General features: G+C 60.0%; 23 protein-coding genes. 10 read left to right on the forward strand and 13 right to left on the reverse strand.

The genetic code is table 11. The features are described 5' to 3' along the window. Positions 1 to 60 precede the first annotated feature (60 nt). Entirely contained in the window at positions 61 to 1308 is a 1248-nt protein-coding gene (locus N655_RS0106045) for a PepSY-associated TM helix domain-containing protein (RefSeq protein WP_026442260.1), read from the forward strand. Here N655_RS0106045 and N655_RS0106050 read toward each other — a convergent pair. Genes N655_RS0106050 through N655_RS17620 form a run of 3 tightly spaced genes read right to left on the reverse strand, consistent with a single transcriptional unit; the run spans position 1305 to position 4311 of the window. Beyond that, on the reverse strand, positions 1305 to 1922 hold the full coding sequence (locus N655_RS0106050) for a class I SAM-dependent methyltransferase (protein ID WP_026442261.1): 618 nt from the start codon (positions 1920 to 1922) through the stop codon (positions 1305 to 1307). The two genes, N655_RS0106045 and N655_RS0106050, sit on opposite strands and share 4 nt — an antisense overlap. 51 nt (positions 1923 to 1973) lie before the next feature. Next, a complete protein-coding gene (locus tag N655_RS0106055; protein ID WP_026442262.1) occupies positions 1974 to 3359 on the reverse strand; it encodes an L-serine ammonia-lyase in 1386 nt (461 codons plus the stop codon). 1 nt (position 3360) lies between these two features. Further along, positions 3361 to 4311 (reverse strand): HEAT repeat domain-containing protein, encoded by a 951-nt coding sequence (locus N655_RS17620; protein WP_049961288.1) that lies wholly within the window; start codon positions 4309 to 4311, stop codon positions 3361 to 3363. Positions 4312 to 4451: 140 nt separating this feature from the next. On the opposite strand from N655_RS17620, the gene N655_RS0106065 reads away from it, so the two are divergent. Further along, complete coding sequence (locus tag N655_RS0106065; protein ID WP_026442263.1) at positions 4452 to 6011, forward strand: YifB family Mg chelatase-like AAA ATPase; 1560 nt, start codon at positions 4452 to 4454, stop codon at positions 6009 to 6011. A 70-nt stretch (positions 6012 to 6081) separates the two neighbouring features. Here the strand turns inward: N655_RS0106065 and purN are convergent, their stop codons facing one another. Continuing rightward, positions 6082 to 6708 carry a phosphoribosylglycinamide formyltransferase gene (purN, locus tag N655_RS0106070; protein ID WP_026442264.1) on the reverse strand — a complete coding sequence of 209 codons (627 nt, stop codon included), beginning with the start codon at positions 6706 to 6708 and terminating at the stop codon, positions 6082 to 6084. Further along, a complete protein-coding gene (purM, locus tag N655_RS17625; RefSeq protein ID WP_044934084.1) occupies positions 6705 to 7727 on the reverse strand; it encodes a phosphoribosylformylglycinamidine cyclo-ligase in 1023 nt (340 codons plus the stop codon). Before purM ends, purN begins: the two co-directional genes overlap by 4 nt. Positions 7728 to 7932: 205 nt before the next feature. Here purM and N655_RS0106085 point away from each other — a divergent pair, with 205 nt between their 5' ends. The 4 genes from N655_RS0106085 (at position 7933) to N655_RS0106105 (ending at position 9934) form a co-directional block, all read left to right on the forward strand. Then, positions 7933 to 8136 (forward strand): hypothetical protein, encoded by a 204-nt coding sequence (locus N655_RS0106085; RefSeq protein WP_155987522.1) that lies wholly within the window; start codon positions 7933 to 7935, stop codon positions 8134 to 8136. Positions 8137 to 8227: 91 nt separating this feature from the next. Continuing rightward, entirely contained in the window at positions 8228 to 9010 is a 783-nt protein-coding gene (locus tag N655_RS0106090; protein WP_026442267.1) for a hypothetical protein, read from the forward strand. A 9-nt stretch (positions 9011 to 9019) separates the two neighbouring features. Next, positions 9020 to 9547: a hypothetical protein gene (locus tag N655_RS0106095; protein WP_026442268.1), complete on the forward strand. Its 528-nt coding sequence runs from the start codon at positions 9020 to 9022 to the stop codon at positions 9545 to 9547. 186 nt (positions 9548 to 9733) lie between these two features. Next, the gene (locus tag N655_RS0106105; RefSeq protein WP_026442269.1) at positions 9734 to 9934 is read left to right on the forward strand and encodes a cold-shock protein; all 201 of its coding nucleotides are present in this window, start codon (positions 9734 to 9736) and stop codon (positions 9932 to 9934) included. A gap of 62 nt (positions 9935 to 9996) precedes the next feature. Here N655_RS0106105 and N655_RS17630 read toward each other — a convergent pair whose 3' ends face one another. Then, positions 9997 to 10773, reverse strand: a complete 777-nt coding sequence (locus tag N655_RS17630) for a GntR family transcriptional regulator (protein WP_044935373.1) — start codon at positions 10771 to 10773, stop codon at positions 9997 to 9999. A gap of 322 nt (positions 10774 to 11095) precedes the next feature. On the opposite strand from N655_RS17630, the gene N655_RS0106115 reads away from it, so the two are divergent. Next, entirely contained in the window at positions 11096 to 12496 is a 1401-nt protein-coding gene (locus N655_RS0106115; RefSeq protein WP_026442270.1) for a DUF4382 domain-containing protein, read from the forward strand. Between the two features lie 121 nt (positions 12497 to 12617). On the opposite strand, the gene N655_RS0106120 is transcribed toward N655_RS0106115, so the two are convergent. After that, entirely contained in the window at positions 12618 to 13262 is a 645-nt protein-coding gene (locus N655_RS0106120) for a cytidylate kinase-like family protein (RefSeq protein ID WP_026442271.1), read from the reverse strand. Positions 13263 to 13357: 95 nt separating this feature from the next. Beyond that, the gene (locus N655_RS0106125; RefSeq protein WP_044935375.1) at positions 13358 to 15832 is read right to left on the reverse strand and encodes an endonuclease MutS2; all 2475 of its coding nucleotides are present in this window, start codon (positions 15830 to 15832) and stop codon (positions 13358 to 13360) included. A gap of 71 nt (positions 15833 to 15903) precedes the next feature. Between N655_RS0106125 and N655_RS0106130 the strand changes: the two genes are divergently transcribed. Both N655_RS0106130 and hemB read left to right on the forward strand, forming a co-directional pair. Then, a complete protein-coding gene (locus N655_RS0106130) occupies positions 15904 to 16422 on the forward strand; it encodes a zinc ribbon domain-containing protein (RefSeq protein ID WP_155987523.1) in 519 nt (172 codons plus the stop codon). Between the two features lie 104 nt (positions 16423 to 16526). Continuing rightward, positions 16527 to 17516 carry a porphobilinogen synthase gene (hemB, locus tag N655_RS0106135; RefSeq protein ID WP_026442274.1) on the forward strand — a complete coding sequence of 330 codons (990 nt, stop codon included), beginning with the start codon at positions 16527 to 16529 and terminating at the stop codon, positions 17514 to 17516. A 30-nt stretch (positions 17517 to 17546) separates the two neighbouring features. Here hemB and N655_RS0106140 read toward each other — a convergent pair whose 3' ends face one another. The 3 genes from N655_RS0106140 to N655_RS0106150 all read right to left on the reverse strand — a co-directional run bounded on the left by N655_RS0106140 (position 17547) and on the right by N655_RS0106150 (position 20568). Then, the gene (locus N655_RS0106140) at positions 17547 to 18512 is read right to left on the reverse strand and encodes a 2-hydroxyacid dehydrogenase (protein ID WP_049961291.1); all 966 of its coding nucleotides are present in this window, start codon (positions 18510 to 18512) and stop codon (positions 17547 to 17549) included. Positions 18513 to 18593: 81 nt separating this feature from the next. Further along, positions 18594 to 19301, reverse strand: coding sequence for a hypothetical protein (locus N655_RS17635; protein ID WP_044934087.1), 708 nt, complete (start codon positions 19299 to 19301; stop codon positions 18594 to 18596). Between the two features lie 94 nt (positions 19302 to 19395). Continuing rightward, positions 19396 to 20568 carry a pyridoxal phosphate-dependent aminotransferase gene (locus N655_RS0106150; RefSeq protein ID WP_044934089.1) on the reverse strand — a complete coding sequence of 391 codons (1173 nt, stop codon included), beginning with the start codon at positions 20566 to 20568 and terminating at the stop codon, positions 19396 to 19398. Positions 20569 to 20677: 109 nt separating this feature from the next. Between N655_RS0106150 and N655_RS20530 the strand changes: the two genes are divergently transcribed. Continuing rightward, on the forward strand, positions 20678 to 20842 hold the full coding sequence (locus tag N655_RS20530; RefSeq protein ID WP_155987524.1) for a hypothetical protein: 165 nt from the start codon (positions 20678 to 20680) through the stop codon (positions 20840 to 20842). On the opposite strand, the gene N655_RS0106160 is transcribed toward N655_RS20530, so the two are convergent. Beyond that, on the reverse strand, positions 20835 to 21506 hold the full coding sequence (locus N655_RS0106160; RefSeq protein WP_026442278.1) for a 1-(5-phosphoribosyl)-5-[(5-phosphoribosylamino)methylideneamino]imidazole-4-carboxamide isomerase: 672 nt from the start codon (positions 21504 to 21506) through the stop codon (positions 20835 to 20837). The genes N655_RS20530 and N655_RS0106160 overlap by 8 nt on opposite strands. Further along, positions 21500 to 22279: an imidazole glycerol phosphate synthase subunit HisF gene (gene hisF, locus N655_RS0106165; protein WP_026442279.1), complete on the reverse strand. Its 780-nt coding sequence runs from the start codon at positions 22277 to 22279 to the stop codon at positions 21500 to 21502. The genes N655_RS0106160 and hisF overlap by 7 nt, the downstream gene beginning before the upstream one ends. Between the last annotated feature and the right edge of the window lie 2 nt (positions 22280 to 22281).

Consider the following 22281-nt stretch of genomic DNA (forward strand, 5'->3'; position numbering starts at 1 on the left):
TTTAGGGAACATGGCGCTCAGCCTTTCCACTCTCCAAATGATTGAGAGGTACATCTAGGAATGACGATGGCTTTATGCACGGAACCGGCCGAGAAAGGCAGCGCCGCCCGTCGAGGACTGCTCTGGCGTCTGGTCCACCGTCCGCGCGAGACATTTCTGCGCCGCGCCCTCTTTCAGGTGCACCTTTGGGCAGGCATCGCGATTGGGCTGCTGACGACCATCGTGGGCATTTCCGGCAGCGCCATTGTTTATAAACACGATCTGGAAAGGCGCTTGACGCCTGCGCTTTACAGGACCACCAGCACTCCACGTCTTTCGGCCGATGCTTTAATGGCGCGCGCAGAAAATCTGCATCCAGGCTGGACCCTTGAATACGTCGCCACCGAAGAGGCATCCCCGTCGGCGCTCCCCGATCCGTGGATTCTGTATTTGGCCCCGCCGGGGAGCAAGTCTTTTGAAAAGGACGTGCTGGTGTACCTTGACCCCGGGACCGGAAAGGTCCTGGGTGAAACACGCCGGTCCACGGCGCTCCATCCGGCAAGTCTTATCGACTGGACCGCCGAGTTGCACTATCGCCTGCTTGCCGGAGAGACAGGGCTGGTGGTCAACGGAATTGGCGCGGCGCTCCTGTTTGTGTTGTGTGTGAGCGGCCTCATTCTCTGGTGGCCCGGACGGAAACACTGGCGGTCGCACCTGAAGGTCCACTGGCGCGCACGTTGGCCGCGCCTGAACTGGGACCTGCATAATGTCATCGGTCTGTGGACCACGCTGCCCCTTGCGGTGGAAGCGCTGACGGGAGTGCTTTTTTGTTTCTATCTGCCCACCGCCACACTGCTCGTCACTCTGCTGGGCGGAAATGCGCAGCAGCTCCGGGAATTGTTCTCTGCGCCGTTGTCTGCTGCTCCGCATACGCGGCAGGCCCTGGTCGAGCCCATGGTGAGGACTGCTCTTCGGGCGTATCCTGGTTCCTCGCTTTACGGCATCACACCTCCGGCAGATGCTTCCGGGTCTGTGCTCATACGCCTGGCCCCGCCCCACGCCGCAGACCGAGGCGACTTCATTCTGATGGCCTTCGACCAGTATTCGGGCCAGCTTCTGCGTCAGATGGATTCGCGCCAGATGGGATTTGCTGCGCGGGTCCTGCTCTTTATGGGACCGCTGCATTTCGGGTCATTTGCCGGCAATTTCTCCCGGATGGCCTGGGTCCTGCTCGGCCTCACTCCGGGCCTGCTCTTTTTCACCGGCTTCCTGATGTGGTGGAGGCGGGTACCGGCACGGCGCATCAGGCAGCAGTCCGTCCCATCTTAGACATAGCGCGAAGAGGGCTGCGCCGGGACGATACGTCGGCGTGAAAGACAAAACCAGGCCTGCGCAGCAATGATCTCGAATTCGGCAGACCGTAGTTCGACGATCTCCAGCTCCGGCTCCATGGCGAGGACCACTTCCCTTGCAGACCGGCGCGGAGGACCTACCTCCCGCGGCGGCCCTTCTGTGCTGCCAATCAAACTCAGCCACAGGCCGCCAGGGGCCAGCACAGCAGCCACCTGCTGGGCAAAGCGCCGCTGTTCCGCCGGATCATCGAAGACATGGAAGCAGCCGCGGTCAAACACAAATCGGAATGGGCCCTCGGGCGGCGGACTAGAGAGGATGTCCCAGACCAAAAACCGGCAACGGAGGGCGCGCCCTTCCATCTTTGCCTGCGCTCGTTGGACAGCGAGCGGTGCAATGTCCACCCCCAGAACATCAAAACCCCGCTCTGCCAGCCAGATGGCATTTGTGCCTGTGCCGGCCCCGATCTCAAGCGCTGGTCCAGGTGGGAGTCGACCCGAGGTGACAAATTCCATCAGCAAAGGGTCGGGCCGTCCCGTGTCCCAGGGCAGCTCTCCTCTGGCATAGCTCTCATTCCAGGATGCATGCGGCATCCTACCAATGTAGTTCCGGTATGGCTTCTGAGCAACCAAGACCAGACACCCTCAGCACTCAATCACATTCAGAGCCAGTCCCGCAAGCGAAGTCTCCTTGTAGCGCGACTGCATGTCTAATCCGGTGAGGTACATGGTCTTGATGACCTGGTCCAGCGAGACTTTGTGCTGCTCCGATTCATGCAGTGCGATGCGGCAGGCGTGGACGGCCTTCACCGAGGCCATGGCATTGCGTTCAATACAGGGAATCTGCACCAGCCCGCCAATCGGATCGCAGGTCATGCCCAGGTTGTGCTCCATCGCGATTTCCGCCGCGTGTTCAATCTGGCCATTGGTGCCCTTCATGGCCGCCACCAGGCCGCCTGCGGCCATGGAGCAGGCCACACCCACCTCGCCCTGGCAGCCGACCTCGGCGCCGCTGATGGAAGCATTCTCCTTATAAAGGACGCCGATTGCGGCCGAGGTCAGAAAATAACGCAGGATCCCTTCCTCGTCCGCTCCGGGAACAAAGTCGCAGTAATAACGCGCCACCGCCGGGACCACGCCCGCTGCCCCATTGGTAGGAGCAGTCACAACGCGGCCGCCAGCGGCATTTTCCTCATTCACTGCCATTGCATAGACGGTCACCCAGTCCAGCGGGGCCAGCGGGTCCACCGAGCCTTTCTCGCGCAATCGTGCAGCCAGCCGCGGAGCGCGTCGGCGCACGTTCAGTCCTCCGGGAAGAATGCCCTCTGTCTTCATGCCGCGCTCGATGCAGTCCTGCATCACGCTCCAGATATGCAGAATGCCCGACCGGACCTCTTCGCGCGGGCGCAGCGCGGCCTCATTCTCAAGCATCAGGTCCCAGATGCTGAGGCCCTTTTCCGCTGCCATCTGGAGAAGCTCGGCGGCGCTTCGAAAGGGAAAGGGCAGCGTTGCCGTCGTCATCGCTGTCGCGTTACCAGCACCCTCTGCATCGGAGACGATAAAGCCTCCGCCAATGGAAAAATAGACTTCGCTGGCCAGCAACGCCCCATCAGGGGAAAATGCGGAAAACCGCATCCCATTCGGATGCTGCGTCTTCGCCCCCTCCGGATACATCCGGTCGCGATGAAAAACCAGGTCGGTTTCTTCGCAGAAGGAGACCCGCTTGCTGCTCGCAAGCAGAATGCTGTGGCTGCTGTGAATCTCTCCCAGCTTCGGCCCAATGCTTTCCGGATCGATGGTGGAAGGTTCTTCACCAGAGAGGCCAAGCAGGACAGCGCGGTCCGTACCATGACCATGTCCCGTAAGGGCCAGCGAGCCGAACAGTTCGGCACAAACGCGACCGGTACGCTCCAGCGTTCCAGATTCCGCCAGACCGACAACAAAGCGCCGCGCCGCACGCATCGGCCCCATGGTGTGCGAGCTGGAAGGCCCGACCCCTACCTTGAACAAATCAAACAGGCTCGTTTTCACCCTACATTGTACGTCGTCTCGCAGAATGCTTTACAGCCATCTCATTCACCCGCAGATAGGAAGCCGCTGCCATAAAGCGCACGGCCGTCTTCTTGTCATTGAAGGCATTCATCAGGGCATCGTCTACATCTTTTCCATGGAATCCACCCAGAGCGCGCGCCGACGCCGCCCTCACAAAGTAGTCTTTATCGCCCAGGGCAGCGATAAAGTTCTTTTTGGTCTCTGGCGAATGGTCTTCCGCAAGCAGCGTTGCCGTCAGCACTCGCGCCGAATTGGCATGGTTGGATTTCACCATCAGTCGCGCGGCATCCAGACCAATGCCGAAAGGCCCCAGCAAGGCATAGGCCGCCTGCTTGGCGCCGATCCGGGCCAGCGCCGCAGGATCATGCAGGTCTTTGTTGGCCTCCCGCTCTCCACTCTTGATGAAAGAACTCTGCGTCCGCTGCTCTCCGGCAAGCACGCCATAAAGCACATTGGTCCCGGACGGATCATGCAGCTTCCACAGCGAAACAGCCGCGGCAAAATCCACCTCCGGGGCAGGATCGTCGAGCGCTTCGCGCAGGGCCGGGATCAGGTTTCTGTCTCCCGTCCCGCTGCTGGCGGCCACGGCGGCGACGCGCACATCCACATTCGTGTCCTTGAAGGAATCCTGCAGCAGCTTTTCCGATTGCCGCATTCCGCGCAGCGTGCCCAGTGCGTTCAAAGCATCAATGCGGACCTGCTCTTTCGGGTCCTTAAGCCCGTCTTCCAGCATCTTCCAGGCTGTCTTGGTCGCTGTTGCTGCATCCATCTTCACCGCAGGTTCGGACAAGGGCTGGTCCGGCTCTTCTCCGGCGTCGCCGACAATACCGGCATCGGCGTCCGCCGGCGGCTTCTGCTGTGGGTGGCTGGTCTGCGCAAATGAAGAGAGGGCAAGACAGACAAGACAAGCAGTGGTGAAACGAAAACGCATGGGCCTCCTTGCATGCACATCAGTATTCCAGAGCTTTGGCAATATGCCGAAAGTTTTTCCGCGCTCAGTTAAGATGCGCGAATTGTCTCCGGCGCGCTGGTTGCCGGGTGCTATACTCCAGCCGGAATCCTGAAAACATCATGCTTTTTAAGGCCCTGAGCGCAGCCGTTTATGGCATTGACGCCAACATCATTGATGTTGAAGTAGACTACTCCGGAATCAAGACCACAGAAGACCATTTCCATACCGTCGGCCTGCCTGATGCCGCCGTGCGTGAGAGCCGGGACCGCGTCCGCGCCGCCATCAAAAACTCCGGCTTCGATGTGCCTTCAACCCACATCACCATCAATCTGGCCCCCGCAGACATCAAGAAAGAAGGCTCCGGGTTTGACCTGCCCATGGCAGTCGGTATCCTGGGCGCCTATGGCGCATTACAGTTGCGCGACCTCAGCCAGTTCCTGCTGGTCGGCGAACTCGGCCTGGATGGCGCCTTGCGGCCTGTCTCCGGAATGTTGCCCATTGCTGTGGCCGCCCGCTCGCGCGGCATCCAGAACCTGGTCTTGCCGAAAGCCAATGCCCGCGAAGCCGGGGTCGTGGAAGGAGTGAATGTCTATCCGGTCGAGTCACTCCACCAGACCCTCGATCTGCTCAACGCCGCCGCCAACGGAGGCATCCACACCCCGCCTTTCCGCATGGCGGCCACCGAGATGCTGGGTGAGTTGCAGCACTTTCCATTGGACTACGCTGATGTCCGCGGCCAGCAGGGCGCCAAGCGCGCGCTGGAAGTTGCGGCCGCAGGCGGACACAATATTTTGATGATCGGGCCGCCCGGCTCCGGCAAGACGATGCTGGCCAAGCGCCTGCCTTCGATCCTCGCCCCGCTGACTTTTGATGAGGCCCTTGAAACGACAAAAATCCACTCTGTCGCCGGAGTGCTGGATGCCGAAGCCGGACTCGTCACCCAGCGCCCCTTCCGCGCGCCGCACCATACCATCTCGGACGCCGGATTGATCGGTGGCGGAGCGGTACCGCGTCCGGGGGAAGTCTCCCTTGCGCACAATGGCGTGCTGTTTCTTGATGAGTTGCCCGAGTTTCCCAGGAATGTGCTGGAAGTGATGCGGCAGCCGCTCGAAGACCGCCAGGTGGTCATTGCCCGCGCCTCTATGTCGCTGACCTTTCCCTCGGCCTTCATGCTGGCAGCAGCGATGAATCCCTGCCCCTGCGGCTACTTCAATGACAAATCGCGCGAATGCTCCTGCACGCCGCCCATGATCCAGCGCTATGTATCGAAAGTCTCAGGGCCGCTGCTGGACCGCATTGACATTCACATCGAAGTACCGGCGGTGCAATACCGTGAGCTGCGCGCGGGGGCGGCCAGCGAAAGCTCTGCTGCAATTCGCGCCAGAGTGCTCAAAGCGCGGTCCATTCAACGGGAACGCTTCTTTAAGGCGAAAGAGAAAATCTATTCGAACGCGCAGATGACCACGCGCCAGATCCGCACCTTCTGCGAACTCGGCCCCGACGCCGAGCGCCTGCTCGAACGCGCCATGCAGCAGCAGGGACTCACCGCCCGCGCCCACGACCGCATCCTGAAGGTGGCCCGCACCATCGCCGATCTCGAAGGGTCCCACTCCATCAGCGTGCCCCACATCGCCGAGGCCATCCAGTACAGAACACTGGACCGGAGCTACTGGAGCTGAAGCGAAACCATCTATGGTCCTGCGAAGACCAGATGAGGACCTGTTCATGCCCAGGCACCGGGCCGGTCGCCTAGGACGCTTTGTTTCGCCTTGGCAAATATCTCCGGCCAACAATTTCATATTCGCCGGAAAGGACCCGTGCAATGGCTTCCGGATAGGCCAGATGCTCCTGTTTGAGGATGCGCGAGGCCAGAGACTCCGCCGTGTCTTCATCGAGCACCGGAACGGTTTTTTGCAGCACGATGACGCCGTGGTCCAGCTCTTCGTCCACAAAATGCACAGTACAGCCGGAGACCCTGACGCCGTATTCCAGGGCCTGCCGCTGCGCGTCCAGCCCAGGAAAGGCCGGGAGCAGGGAAGGATGGATGTTCAGGATGCGCTGTGGAAAGGCGCGCACAAAATCTGGCGAGAGCAGGCGCATGTATCCCGCAAGACAAACCAGGTCCACTCTGTGCTCTCGCAGGCAGGCGATGATTTCCTCGTCATGCTCGGCACGCCTGCGGCCGCGGGCCTCAATGACCCGGGCCGGAAGGCCGCGTTCGGCCGCCACTGCGATGCCGGGCGCATCCGCTTTGTTTGAGATGACGATGGCAATGTCTGCACCGCGCAGTCTTCCTTCCGCAATGGAGTCAGCAATCGCCAGAAAGTTGGAGCCACGCCCGGAAAGCAGAATGCCCAGGCGCTGGGGCGCGCTCATTGGTAGATCACCTTGCGCTCGCCCTTAACGGTGCGTCCAATGACATAAAACTTCTCGTTGGCCCGCTCCAGGGTGGACTTGACCCGCTTGAATTTGTCCGCCGGTACCACACAGATCAGCCCGATGCCCATATTAAAGGTGCGCAGCATCTCTTCCTGCGGGACCCGGCCCAGCTCCTGGAGGTGCTCGAAGATTGGCAGGACCGGCCAGCTCCCCAGCTCGACCACAGCGGAGATGTTTTTCGGCAGGACCCGAGGAAGGTTCTCCGTAATGCCGCCGCCCGTGATGTGCGCCATACCGGTCACATGTTCGTTGGCGGTCAGCTTTTTGATCACGTTCAGGTAGCTGCGATGGACCTTCATCAGCGCGGCACCGGCCTTTTCCTTAAGAGCATTCACATACTGGTCGGCCTTGTATCCGGCCACTTCAAAAAACAGCTTGCGGGCCAGGGAGTAGCCGTTGGTATGCAGGCCGGTGGAAGGCAGTCCAATCAGAACGTCTCCGGCCTGAATGCCGGCCCCGGTGATGAGCTTGTCTTTTTCGACGATACCAACAATAAATCCAGCCAGATCATACTCACCATTGGCATAAAAGCCGGGCATTTGGGCCGTCTCTCCGCCAATCAGGGCGCAGCCATTGGCGCGGCAGGCATCGGCCAGGCCGCTGACAATTTTCTCAGTCACCGCTCCGTCGAGCTTGCCGGTGGCCAGGTAGTCGAGGAAGAACAATGGGCTGGCTCCCTGGACGGCAATGTCGTTGACGCAGTGATTGACCAGGTCGGCCCCGACGGTATGATGGATGCCCAGCTCGAAGGCCACTTTCAGCTTGGTGCCCACGCCATCCGCGCTGGAAACCAGTACGGGCTGCTTGTATCGTGCCGTATCCAGTTTGAAGAGGCCGCCAAAACCGCCGATTTCTCCTAAAACATTGCGGGTAAAGGTCTTCTGTGCGAGATACTTGATACGTTGTTTGGCCCGGTCACCGCTGGTGATGTCCACGCCGGCGTCGGCATAGGTCATGCTGGAAATTTGTTCTGGCAATGGTCCTTCCGTGAAAACAAGGTTGGGAAAAGCCAGTTTAGCACCTGCTCGGGGTCAAAAATACCTCGCTTCTCGGCGGAAAAGGGTGCAAAGCCTTTCCTGTTTTTCGGAATAAAAGTCTTTTCTGAGGGAAATTCCAGGGCTAGGCTAGTCGCAAGCGCAAATCTGCGCATTGGAGAGTACCGTGAAAATTCTGTTTCGTTTCCTCCTCCCTGCCGTCGTGGTGTGCCTGTCTGCCTCTTCCGCATTCGGCGCACAGAACCCTTTCGGTCCCGGCGACCCCTGCCCTCTGGGACACGTTAGCGCCGGACCGGGCGATCCCAATCCGCTGGGCCATATGGTCCCCGGACCGGGTGATCCGAACCCGCTGGGCCATTTTACCGAGTAGGACGGCGCCCAAAAAGTAGGCCCTTTTATGGGCTGAATGGACAGGTAATTTTAACCATGCTGTTCCTTGCGGAACATCGTAAGATTCGTGTATGCATTTCAACCTGCTGGACAATCTGCTCTGGGCCCTGAGCTTTGCCGGAAATGTTGTCCTGCTTGTTGTCCTGCTGATGAAGGAGCGGTGGAAGCAGTTTCCTGTCTTTACCTTTCTGATTGCTGATTTTGTAGCAGAGACCATCGCGCTCTTCCTGATCTATTCCTATGGATCGTTCCGGTGGTACACCATCATTTACTGGGCCACCTTTCTCCTCGATTTCCTTCTCCAGATTGCGTTGTTGTTTGAAATTGCCCGGATTGTGCTGCGTCCCACCGGCACATGGCTCCGGGACGCACGCTCTTCCTTTCTTCTATGGGCGGCCAGCGGGGCCATTGCCGCCCTGGCCCTCAGCTATGCAGTACGCCCTCCGGCGCAGTCCTGGCTGGCAGCGCTGGAGGTGCGCGCCATTCTCTTTACCAGCCTGTTGTTTTGCGAATTGTTCTTTGCCATGATGCTGGCCGCCCAGCGTCTGGGGTTGGTGTGGCGCAGCCATGTGATGCGGCTGGGGCAGGGACTGACTGCCTGGTCACTGGCGACGATGCTGGTCAATACCGCGCACAGCTACCTGGGCACCACCAACAAGCAGCTTTTTAATACGCTGGAGCATGTCCGGATCCTGGTCTATATTTTTGTAACAGCTTACTGGGCTGTAACCTTCTGGTCGCCAGAGCCGGAACGGCGGCCGCTTTCGCCGCAAATGCTGCAATATCTGGTTGCCTTACACGAAAAAGTGCAATACGATGCTTCCCAGGTTCGCGGTGCCCAAAATCCTCACTAAGAGCTGACTGTGGTTCCGATTCTGCTGCTGACATTCGTCGTTCTTCTGGCCGGGGGACTGGTCTGGTTACAGGTCAGTGCCCATCGCGCGGCCGCCAGGTCCTGGGAAGAGCTTGTTTCGCAGCTCCAGCACATCCCGCCGCGAGGGCTGGAAATTGTCGCCCTGGATTACATGGAACCGAAGCCCAACCAGTTGAAGCTGGAGCCGGAACATCTGTGGGCCCTGATTGGCGGCTTGGAGGGCCTGCGGGCGATGCGCCGCAACGCCAACCTGCTGATTGCGCTGGCGGCCTATGTGCAGCGCTGGAATTTTGACGAGGGCGTGATTGTGACCGAGCGGATGCGTCAGGATGCAATCCAGCTCAAACGCGCGCTCTTCCATATCCGCATGGAGAGGGTCCTGCGCCGCACGCCGCTGCGGACCCCTTTCTATCTTCAGCAGGCCGCATCCGCTTATTATCTGATGACGCGCCGGCTGCTGGCCCTCTATGCAACCAGCCACGCCGGGCTTCTGCCAGCACTCCGGGCAGCGATCTAGCCATTCTTTCTCTGCCCGTCCCGGTCCCAGGTATGCAAAAGATTTCACGGGTTTTTTGGACGAATCTGGTAGACTGGTAGCGCGTTAGAACCGACCGGGCAAACGCAGTACCTCGCCCACCAGCAAGATTCTGCCGGAAATTGGCTCCGTTCGCTCCAGCGCAATCCCAAACAGGAACAGCATCACATGGAACAAGGTACCGTAAAATGGTTTAACGACGCGAAGGGTTTCGGCTTTATTTCGCGGCAAAACGGCGAAGATGTCTTTGTACATTACTCCGCCATTGTCTCGAATGGCTTCAAGAGCCTTCAGGAGGGCCAGGCCGTTCAATTCAACGTCGTAAAGGGGCCGAAGGGCTGGCAGGCAGCGGACGTTCAGCCGCTCTAAGACGCGAAAGAACAAATTTCACTTGGATTTTTTATCAGAGGCGGGCCTGGCCCGCCTTCGCTTTATCTGGCCATCGAGGCTTCCAGCAGTTCGCGGTTGACGCGCGTCAGCCGGTTCACCACACGATAGCGGTCTCCGCGATAGACCGACCGTACGTGTTCGATGGGCTGGCCGCTCTGCACATAAGCAATCCGCGTAAACAGAAACGCGGGGTGGTTCTTTGCGGTCTTCAGCAGTTGCGCCTCCTGTTTTTTGGCAAACCCCACCTCGACCACCTCATCGGCAACCGCAATGTGGATCCCGTAGCTGCGGGACAACGCTTCATACAGCGAAGTAGAAGGATCGAAACGCTCCATCAGGTCCGGGCACAATCGCCGGGGCAGCGAGCAGTATTCAATGCCCAGCGGCAGCGCATCGGCCAGCCGAAGACGGGCCAGATGAAAGATCTCTTCCTCGGGCCCCAGACGCAGAGCATCGGCCACGTCCGGAGCCGGCTTGCGCACTTCAAACTTCAACACCCTGGTGGCCGGGACCCAGCCGCGCGCCTTCATGTCTTCCGTAAAAGAGAGAACCTGTCGGAAGTTTTTGTCTATCTTGATGCCAGAGACAAAGGTGCCTTTTCCCTGTTCGCTGTAAATGACGCCCAGCTCACAGAGGGACTTGATCGCCTGCCGGACAGTCATCGGGCTTACCCCCAGGGCCGACGCAATTTCCTGGGCAGAAGGCAAGGGTTCCCCCAGCTTGAAGACTCCGGCCTGAATCTGGCCCAACAAACGCTGCTGGATCTGGTGATAGAGGGGGATGACGCTTTCGCGGTCAAGTGGTGGCAGGGAAACCATTTCTGTTTGCGCGCTCTGGCTGACTTGACTATATAACACAAAGACGAGGCAATTTCCCAAAGAGAAATTCCTGCGGCCGGACCAATATGCAGGTACGGTCAAAAGGCCCTTGCGCAGGAAGCTGCACGAAACTTTTCAGAACTGTCCGGGTTACAAATGGCAGCGCCATTTCCGGCGCTGACCAAAATCCCAGCACTCTCTTGCCGGGCAGTGTTATACGTCCTTTCTTTCCGAGCGAGGAACCTTATTGATTCATCAAACGCGCGCTTCGCGCCAGGGGAAGACCGCGCCTGCAAGAGTCTGCGGAAGGAAGTGACCCACGATGTTACGCAAATCTTCTGGTAAGACGCTCCTGCTCTCAGTCCTTTCGGTCCCGCTTGCCCTCCTGCTGGTAAGTGGATGCGGCACCGCACCGTCTGGCTCCAACAGCTCCGGCGGCACCTCTTCCAATACTGCGCCGGCCTTTGTGATTGGTACCGATGCCCCACGCGCAGGGGTCACCTCGTTTTCCGTCCAGGTGATGAGCATCAACGCCCTGGACGCCCAAGGAAACAGCGTCTCCCTGCTCAGCGGATCGCCCACTGTGGACTTTGCCCGCTACAACGGCCTGCAGACCCTGCTGGATATGAATGACGTCCCGGCTGGCACCTACAACAGCATTGTGATTACGCTGGGAAGCGCCACCATTGGCTATCTCCAGACCCAGCAGGGTGCTCCTCCCACCATCCAGACCATGCCGGCCGTCCTGACGCAGTCCACCATCACTGAGACCCTCTCTTCGCCGCTGGTCGTGGCGCAAACCGGACCGGTCGGCATCCGGCTGGACTTTGACCTGTACAAATCCATCCAGGTCGACAGCAGCGGCCAGATCACGGGCCAGGTCACGCCCACCTTTGACGTAAAGGCCATTGGCCCCGATGACCCCGGCGCTTACATTGACGAGTTTGATGCCGGAGTGGTCAGCGTGAACGCCTCCGGGCAATCGTTCGTCATTCAGGGGCCGCACGGGAATCAGTTCACGGTCCAGGTGAATGGACAAACCGAATGGGACAATAACGAGAGCATCAATCAGCTTACAAGCAACAGCATCGTGCAAATCTCCGGCGTACTGGACCGCGCCGATTCCACCATTGATGCCGATGAGGTCGCCATCCTTTCGCAGGACGGCTTCTACGCATCCGGACAGATTACATATGTACAGCCCTCCAGCGGGACCGCTTCGAGTTTCGATCTTTATGTCCGCGGACTGCTGCCGGCCTCGACCGGTCTATCGCTGGGCCAGATTGCGCAGGTCAATCTTACCGGCAACGAAAAGTACTTCATCTACTGGATGCACAATCCGCTGAGCCAGTTCCTCTTCAACTCTGGCTCTCTGCTCCCCGGACAGCATGTCTCGATCGGAGGCCCGGCCAGCGGCGCCAGCAATCCGCAGGCAGTTACGGTCAAGCGCGTGGTGCTGCGCCACTGGGGCTATGTGGGAACGCTGGTCCCCAACAGCGTGAAGGGCAACACGTTCCAGATGAATGTGACGGGATTTGCCGGGCTGCTGGTGCCGGGGACCGTCACAGTCTACGTAACGGACGGTACGCACTACCGCGGCGGTCTGAACGGTCTCAATGACGTCAGTTCGGCGGCCACTGTCCGCGTGGTTGGCCTGCTCATCCGGGACCCGTTCTCCGGAAACCTGGTGCTGCTGGCCCACTATGTGGACGATATGGACTGAAACTCACGCCTGACAGGGCGTTCCTTGCCACTGAGGGCAGGAGCGCTCTGTCAGTTTTTTCTATGTGACTTTTGCGCGTCGCCAGCAAGGGTCGCGTCCCCCGCGCAGGCCAAAGCGCTCCTTAGACCTGGACCGCATGGGCAGGCACAATGGACGGCAGTCCGGCGGCCTCCACGGTGGCCTTCACCATGGCCTCAAATCCCATGCAGGAATTGAGCATCAGGTGGTACATCCGGTAGTCGTTCCATTCACGGTCATAGAAGCGGCGGACGTAGGCGGCGCGGCGCTTGTCTGTGGCCAGGATCTCCTGTTCGGCCTCATCCGCGTGGTCAGGAAAATTTTCCCGAAACCAGGCGACCTTGCGCTTCATGGAAGCATGAACAAAGACGTGGAAGACGCCGGGCATGGTGAGCAGGGCGGCCGTTGCGCCCCGTCCGACGATGACACAGTGGCCCGCCTTCACCTGCTCCTGAAAATATTCGCGTACGAATTTCACCATGCGTTCTGCGTCGAAGACGCTGCTCTCGTCCAGGGCAGGCAGACGCTCGATGGACCCATGCCAGAAGGCCTTTCCGAAGCGGTAATACCAGGGGTCGAGCCGCTCATCGCAGCTTTCGGCAAGTTTCTTGGTGATTCCGGCCTTGGCTGCAATTTCATCAATCAGGCACTGGTCAATCAGTTTCCAGTCAAGATATCGCGCCAGATGGTGCGCATAGGCCGCGCCCTGGCTGCCATATTCCCGTTCGACCGTGATGACCCGGATCATGCTTCGGCCCTCCGCGTTGCGTATCGTAGCACTGGCTGAGGGGATTTACAAAAGCTGCTTTTCTCTTTTTGAGCAGAGAAAAACCTGACCTCGCCTTAACTTCGCAGCTCGACCACCGTCGCCCCCGCGCCGCCTTCGGCCTGCGTAGGCTCGCTGATGGAAGCCACATGGGGATGCCGTTCCAGCATCGAGCGCAAGGCCCGGCGCAGGATGCCCATGCCGGTCCCGTGGACAATGCGGACGCGGGGTAGTCCGGCAAGATAGGCCCGATCAAGATACTTTTCCACCTCGTCGGTGGCCTCATCCACGGTCCGTCCGATGAGGTTGATCTCCGGGCGCAGGTCTTGGCTGGTATCTGCTACGGAAACGGACACACCACGCTTCCGCGCCGCTTCTATGGGACTTGGACGCGCAGCCAGGACCTCGGCGATCTCATCGCGGGCAATGCGCATTTTCATGGGGCCAACAGCGACTTCATAGGTATTGGCATCGATCTCGCGCTGCACGACCCCCATGCGGCCCAGGGTGCGCAGCTTGACGGTGTCTCCGGCAGCCACGTGACGGACGATGTGGGGCTGGGCGTGGCGGTCGCCTTTGTCTGCCCCGGTTTTGTCGGCCACGACAGCAGCGTGAAAACTCTCCTGAAACTCCCGTCGCAGTTTTGCAATGCGCTGCTCGGCCTGCTTTGAAAGCTTTTGCTGGGCCGCGCGGTCATCAAGGGCGCGGACGGTTTCTCTGGCGCGGAACTCGAAGTCTTTGAGGAGAGACTGGAGTTTCTGTTCCAGTTCGCGCACCTTGGCGCGCCACTCCTTCATGCCTTCTTGGGCCAGGCGGCTGCGTTCGCGGTTCAGCTCATATTCCAGATCGCGCACCCGCTTGCGCTCGGCTTCCAGCTCCTGTAATTGCTGATGGAGCCTGTCCAGAAAAGAGGCAATGTCCAGGGTCTGCGTGCTGAGCTGGGCCCGCGCCGCAGCAACGATCTCCGGCTGTAAACCAAGCCGCTGCGCGATGTTGATGCCTGCGGAGGCCCCGGGGACACCGAGGCGCAGTTCATAGGTAGGAGCAAGCGTCATTTCATCAAAGCCGACAGCGGTGTTGCGCACGCCGGGACGACTTGCGGCATAGACTTTGAGCGAGGTCAGATGGGTGGAGATGATGCTCCATGCCCCGGAACGGAGGAAGTGTTCTGCAATGGCGACGGCGAGCGCCGCCCCTTCTTCCGGGTCCGTCGCTGAACCCAACTCATCGAGCAGGACCAGCGAATGCGGTCCGGCAAGCTGCGCAATGTGGTTGAGATGGACGATGTGGGCGGAAAACGTAGAGAGGTCCTTCTCAATGGACTGTGCATCGCCAATATCGGCAAGCACCTGATGAAAGACCGGAAAGACCGCGTCTTCCGCGGGGACCGGCACTCCGGCCTGCGCCATGATGGCCAGCAGGCCCGCCGTCTTGAGCGAAACCGTCTTTCCTCCCGTGTTCGGGCCGCTGATGATGAGCTGCCGCTCGGAGCTGGAAAGTCCCAGGGTCATGGGGACGATGGCCTGACGTTCCGGGTGCTGAGAAGGGCCGGTCCGTAATCTTTTTTCAAGCAGGGGATGGCGCGCCTTCTTCAATTCCAGCTGCGCTTCCTGCTGCGGCGCAAAGCGCGGCTGCACGCAGGCAAAGTCTTTTGCAAACCGGGCGCGCGCCAGCAGCGTTTCCACCTCGGCCAAGATGGCCGCTCCCTGCTGGATGATGCCAGCATGGAAGCCAATCTGGCGCGTCATCTCAAGAAAAATTCGGTGGACCTCGGCCTGTTCGTCTTCGAGCAGGCGCACCAGGTCGTTGTTCAGCTCAATGGTTTCCAGCGGTTCCAGATAAACGGTCTGCCCGCTCGAACTGGCCCCGTGAATGACCCCCTGGACGCGGCGCTTCAGCTCGCTTTTGACCGGAATGACGAAGCGCTCGCCGCGGATGGTGATGAGGTCCTGCTGTGTGCTGCCTTCACTGGAAAGCCGCCGCAGTGCTGTATGGAGGCTCTCTTCAATGGCGCGCTGCTGCCGTTCCATTTCGCGCCGGATGCGCCTCAGTTCCGGGGATGCGTCGTCGGCCAACGTGCCGTCCGGGCCGATCTTCGCCCGCAGCGATTCCAGCAGGGGACCGAGGTCGGTGGAAAGCAGCGGAGCAGACAACTCCCGAAGACCCGCGACCTGCTCGCGCACGCGCTCGGGAGGCACGCGCATCAGTGCCGTCCAGGCCGTGATATCGGCGGCAAGGTCGAGTACCTTCAGGACCTCTTCAGACTCCAGCACTGCGCCTTCAATGCGCGCCTTGTTCAGAAGTTGTGTCGGGTCCAGCAAGGAACTGAGACCCGGGTGCACGCCCTCTTCCAGCAGCAGACGCATCTCGGCCACCAGAGCATGCTGTTGCTCGATCCATGCGCGGTCTGTGGAAGGCACCAGACCCAGGACCCAGGCGCGTCCCGTTGCAGAGACGGTATAGCCTGCCAGCAGGTCGAGAAATCTGTCCCACTCAAGCACCTGACGGCTATAATCGTCCACCTGGGACGGAATGTCTTTCACCCATGCCATATCTTCCATGGTAATCTTCGTGGGAACCGGCAGCGTCTTTCCTGCGTAGCAACGGATGGAGGTGGAACCCAATGTTCTGCTCTGGTTGTGGACAAGCCATGCAGGCCTTTGAACAGGTCTGCCCGCGATGCGGACGGCCCGTACCTCCGATGCCGGCGGCCCGCCCGGTCCCTTCTTCCCGCGTGCAACGTCATCTGCATCCCATGGCGACGCTCTGGATTGTCTGGGCCGTCTGGAACATGCTGGCCTGGATGATCGCGCTGCCGTTCTTTGCGGGCTTTATGGGCGGATGGCAGCATTGGGGTTCGCCGGGACATGGCTTCTATGCCTTTGGCCCTGGATTTCCCTTCATGCACATGATGTGGCTGCCCTGGGTCATCACTGCCACAGTGGTCCTTCGCTCGGCCCTGGCTGCTGCCACCGGGTTTGCTCTTCTCCGCCGCGCACCGTGGGGCCGCACGCTGGCCATCGTGACCGCTTTCCTGACGCTGATCAAACCAATCACCGGGACCATCCTGTCCATTTATACGCTGTGGGTGCTGCTGCCTTTTCCCTCCGGACAGGAGTATGAGCAGATGGCGGTGCATTAAGCTGCCGGTCATGGTCTCCATCATGGCCTCCATGAGGCCAGAAGCATCTCTTGGGCAAAGGCTGCGCGGTCCGGCACTCCACTCGGCCCCGCTACAATAAACACATGGAGTATCCTGTCACCCGCCTGCGCCGTCTGCGGTCGAGCGAAGCCATGCGCTCTTTTGTACGTGAGACCCACCTGGAGCCGGGTGCGCTTGTCTGTCCGCTTTTCATCTGTCCGGGAGAAGGTGTACGGAACCCCATCGCTTCCATGCCGGGGGTCTTCAATCTTTCCATCGACGAGGCCCTGAAGGAGGCAGAAAAGGCCGCCAGCCTGGGCATCGGAGGCTTACTGCTGTTTGGCCTGCCCGAGAGCAAGGACGAGCAAGGCTCCGGCGCATGGAGCGAAGACGGGATCGTGCAGCGTGCTCTTCGCGAGTTGAAAAAGAGCGCAGCGCTCCGGGACCTTCTGCTGCTTGCCGATGTTTGTCTCTGCGAATACACCTCGCACGGACACTGTGGTCTGGTGAAGAAGCAGGGCGAAGCATACGAGATTGAAAACGACTCCAGTGTGCGCCTGATTGCCCGCACCGCGGTTTCCCTCGCCCGGGCCGGTGCAGACATTGTGGCCCCAAGCGACATGATGGATGGTCGCGTGGCCGCGATCCGTGACGACCTCGACGAGGCGGGACTCGAAAAGGTCCCGATTCTTTCTTACGCCTCAAAGTTCGCCTCGGCCTTTTACGGCCCCTTCCGCGAGGCGGCAGATTCGGCCCCCCAGTTTGGCGACCGGCGCAGCTACCAGATGGATGGGGCAAACCTGCGCGAGGCCATGCGTGAAATTGAACTGGACCTGGCCGAAGGCGCAGACATGATCCTGATGAAGCCCGCCATGCCCTACCTCGATGTCATCCGCGCCGCGCGCGAGCGCTTTGACGTGCCCATCGGTGCCTATCAGGTCTCCGGCGAATACTCTATGCTGCAGGCCGCCTTTGCCAAAGGCTGGCTGGAACCCGAGCGGGCGATGATGGAATCGCTGCTCTCTATCCGCCGCGCCGGGGCGGGATTTATCGTGACGTACTTCGCCCTGGAAGCCGCGAAGTTGCTCGGTTAGACCCGGACCGGCAGGTGGGAGAAGCGGCCGTCAATACTCCCCCTGGACCACATTCAGCAGAGGCCCTCCGCTCATAAAGCGCAGCACCTGCTCGCCCGCAAACTGAAATGCACGCGGCATAAACAGCGGACTCGACCCACCGATATGCGGCGTCAGCAACAGGTTCGGCGCTTTCCACAATGGATGGCCGGGTGGCAGCGGCTCGGGATCGGTGACGTCGAGCGCGGCCCGGATGCGCTTTTCTTCAAGGGCCTTCACCAGGGCGCCAGTCTCGACCACCGGACCGCGGGCCGCATTGACCAGCAGCGCGCCCTGCTTCATTTTGGCAATCATCTCGGCGTTCATCAGGCCGCGGGTCTGCTGGGTGAAGGGTACAATCAGCACAACAATGTCGGCCAGCGGCAGCAGATGGGGCAGCTTGTCCACTGCTTCCACACCCGGACGGGCCGTGCGCGCAATGCGAAGGACATTCACCCCAAACGGAGACAGCCGCTCCTCAATCGAGCTCCCGATGGACCCATACCCTACAATCAGCACGGTCTTTCCTTCCAGCTCCTCAATCAGCACCGGAGGGTAAGGGCTGTGGTTTCCGCCGAAGACGGAATGGTAATGGGCATCGGCCAGCTCGCGCGTGATCCACTGCTGCTGCCGCTGCAGATCAAAATAAAACGGGAAGAATTTGGTCCAGGCGAGGATGGCGGCCACCGCCCACTCTGAAGTGGCGACGTTGTGGACGCCTTGTGCATCACAAAGCAGCGCGCCCTGCGGGACCAGACTGCGTAGCCAGTCCACTCCGGCCAGCAGCGACTGCACCACCTTCACCCCGCGCAGGTACGGGGCCACCGGCCCGGCCTGCCGCGGAAACAGGGGTGCAATCCAGAAGTCGATTTCCACCGGCGACGAAGGCTGCTCCGGTAAAACCACTATCTCCGCTTCAGCAGGAAGCTTGGCCAGAAGATCTTTGCTTGTCCAGTGTGGAACGCCGACCCTGATCATGCGCAGAAAATTCCCTCCTTCTCTGATGCTAAAGGAGATGTATTGGCAAAGACCGGGAGACGGCGGTCGCCGGAAGATTTTTTACTGCTTCTGATGAAAGATGGCGTTGTTGATGTCGGGCCAGAATTCCTTGAAGATGAACGTCATTCCATCCAGGCCGACATCGGTAAGCCAGTGCTGGCCGACTTTGGTCCAGGTGCGCTCCCTGTCCGGATAGTAGAGGCTGGAAATTCCGGAGGCGGCGCCGGCGCCGATGATCTCAGAAGCATTGAAGGTCTCATTGCCTGCATCAGTGCGTGTAATCAGGACCCGCGAAAACGAATAGGCCGTGCGCTTTACAATGCCACCGCGCCCCAGCGTGTAATAGCGGGAATCCTGCCGCAGGGCCGAGGGAAAGATGGCCTCGACCATATAATTTTCCACGGCCTGGTCGGCCAGCGTATGCCAGTAATAACGGCCATAGCCAACCGCGCCCTGATGAAATTCAGGATAGGAGTCCTGCGCCATGCTGATGCCTGCCAGGGCACCGGCAAAGATAAACGCCGAATAATCAAAGCTGTCTTCGGTCGCCGTGATGAATTTGTCTTTGGCCGACTGGGGAGGAAGTTTTTCATCGACAGATACGGACCGGAAATTCGGGATGACCCCCAGAATCCGTTTGGTCTGCTTGCCTTCCATACTGTCTGGAGTGCTCTGCTGTTGCGTCTGTGCAGCCGGCGCGTCAGGAAGTGCGCCCGCCGGGGATGCTGCCTGTCCAAAAGCAAGGCCTGCCCAGGCGAAAAAAGCCATGCCTGCAAGCTTTCTCACAAAACCACAAATGTACATGTGTTTTTAGACGGCAGGCGCCGGCCTTCGGGTGCAGAGAATTGCACAGCAAATCCTGTTATTTGAGGAATTTTGACAACGCCTCCAGTCCAGCCTCAATCGCCGGCAAGGGAACGGAGTAGCCAAAACGCACATGGCCTTCGCCCTGCGCTCCGAAGACCACGCCGGGGATGGTGGCCACATGCGCCTTTTCCAGCAGCAACGCAGCGGCCTTGCGGCTGTCCCTGTGGATCCTGGTAATCGACGGCATGGCATAGAACGCACCCGCAGGTGGATCGCATTCCAGGCCTAACGCATTGAGTCCCCGGACCAGCAGGTCGCGCCGCTGGCGGTATTCCTTCAGCCGGTCATCGAAGTAGCTCTGTGGCAGAGAGAGCGCTTCCAGCGCGGCCCACTGCGTTGGCGTGGAGACGCCGTTGGCCGAATAGAGCACCAGCTTGCGCAGCCCGGTCATGAACGGCTCCCTGGCTACGATGTAGCCGATGCGCCACCCGGTCATTCCGTAGCTCTTTGAAAAGGTGTAGGCAGTAATGGTGCGCTCCGCCATCCCGGGCAGCGATGCGATCGAAACATGTTCGCCTTCATACACCAGGTCCTCGTAGGCTTCATCGGCAATCACAATCAGGTTGTGTTTTTTGGCGAAGGCCGCGACTTCTTCAGCTTCCGCCCGGGAAAATACAATGCCTGTGGGGTTTTGCGGCGTGTTGTAGTAGATGGCTTTGGTGTGCGGAGTGGCGAACTCCTCAAGCGTCTTTGTAAGCCCGTTGCGGCGCGCCGTCGCGGTAGGCACCAACAGGGCGCGGGCCTGCGTTCCGGTCACCATGTCGCGAATGGGCGTCCAGTAGGGCGAAAACAGCAGCATGTCATCGCCGGGGTCCAGCACGGCCTGAAAGGCCACATAAAGGGCGTGCGCCCCTCCAGCGGTAATGAGCACATCATCACTGCTGACATGGAGCCGGTTGCGTCGTTTCAGTTTTTCTGCCAGCGCTTCACGCAGCACGGGAATGCCGGAAGAAGGAGCATACTTCGTCTTGTTTTCCACCAGGGCGCGGACCATGGCGAACTTTACCGCATCCGGTGTTTCAAAAAATGGCTCGCCCCCATGAAAAGCATGGACCGTCTGTCCGGCGGCACGCAGCTCCAGGACCTTATTGCGTATCTGAACAATATCAGAAAATCCGACTTCTTCCAGCCGTCTGGCCAGACGCAGGGTGTGTTTCTTCGTCGTCATGTTTGTTTCGTCCTCCCGGAATCCAGCGGGACTCTACAGCTTATCTGAAACCGGGAAAAAAAATGGAGGGAAATGGCCCGTCCCCGAAGCGAATGGTATGCTTCGCTGTATGCGACGCTCCTCGGTCTGGTTTCTGATTGCTGCGCTCTGGTTTGTCATCACCGTGGTCTCCACGGTGCGGCGCGTGTGGCCGCTGGCGGCGCTGCAGGGAGCGATTGCGCTCGTGTTTTTTCTGACGGGGACGTTTGTCCGGCGCCGCGAAAACCTCAGGTAGCCAGCGCTCCCGTATAGATGGCCATGCCGGCCACCGCATCCACTCCGATCTGGTCCAGAGCATCGATTTCCGCCTGCTCGCGAATGCCTCCGGCGACAATCAACTGCCGGTCGGTGAGCGCACGAAGGCGGCGTGCCGTTTCCAGGGGAAAGCCCTGCATGGTGCCCTCCGTGTCCACGTGCGTATAGAGAAAAGCGCCGCAAAAGGGCGAGAGGGCGAGCACGGCCTCGTCCGGGGTGATGGCGGCCTGTTCCTTCCATCCCCGGATCGCCACGCGGCCCGCTTTGGTATCAATGCTGGCTACGAATTGCTCCATACCAATGGCGCCTGCGATCTCCTGCGCGAGGGCAGTGTTGATCTGGGCCGGAAATAAGGCCGAACCGAAAATGACGCGCTTTGCACCGGCTGCCAGCAACTGCTTTGCGCGCTCCACAGTTGCGATGCCTCCGCCGACCTGACAGGGCAAGCGGCGAGCAATCTGCTCAATCAGCACTGCGTTGTCGCCCTGGCGCATGGCTGCGTCGAGGTCAATCAGCTGCACGATGGGGTAGGCAGAAAACTTCTCAATCCAGTATTCGAAGTCATCAAAGGCGAGTTTCAGCTTTTCGCCGCGGACAAGCTGGACGATACGGCCGCCCATCAGGTCAATGGAAGGAATCAGCATGGCAGCCTCACGGGAACGCCGCAGCGGGCGATCTCTGTTTTGAGTTCGCGGACATCGGCAATGCCGAAATGAAAGATGCTGGCCGCCAGGGCGGCATCGGCCTTGCCCTGAAGCAGCACATCGGCAAAGTGCTGCGCGTTGCCTGCGCCGCCTGAAGCGATGACGGGGATCTGCACCGCCTCACTGACCAGCGCCGTCAGCTCGCAGTCAAAACCGGAGCGGGTCCCGTCTGCATCCATTGAGGTGAGCAGGATCTCCCCGGCACCTCGCGATTCGGCCTCACGCGCCCATTCGATGACGTTGCGGCCTGTGGGCCTGCGTCCGCCGCTGATGAATACTTCGGCCCCTTTCACCGGGTCCCTGCTTTCCTTTGCGCGGCGCGCGTCAATCGCCACGATGACGGCCTGGGCACCGAAGCGCCCACCGATTTCTTCAATCAACTCAGGGCGCGCAATGGCGGCAGAATTGATGCTCACCTTGTCTGCGCCTGCGTCAAAGACAGCGGCAGCATCGTCCACGCTGCGGATGCCCCCACCGACCGTGAAAGGCACAAAAATCTGCTTCGCCGTTTTTCTTACTGTTTCGATAAGAGTACCGCGGCCCTGGTGCGTGGCCGTGATGTCGAGTAACACGATTTCATCAGCGCCCGCCTCGGCGTGGCGGCGCGCCAGTTCGGCAGGGTCGCCTGCATCCACAATGTCCACAAACTGCACGCCCTTGACGACGCGGCCCGCGTCCACGTCCAGACATGCGATGATGCGTTTGGTCAGCACAG

This window comes from Pseudacidobacterium ailaaui (assembly GCF_000688455.1).
Lineage (GTDB): Bacteria > Acidobacteriota > Terriglobia > Terriglobales > Acidobacteriaceae > Pseudacidobacterium > Pseudacidobacterium ailaaui.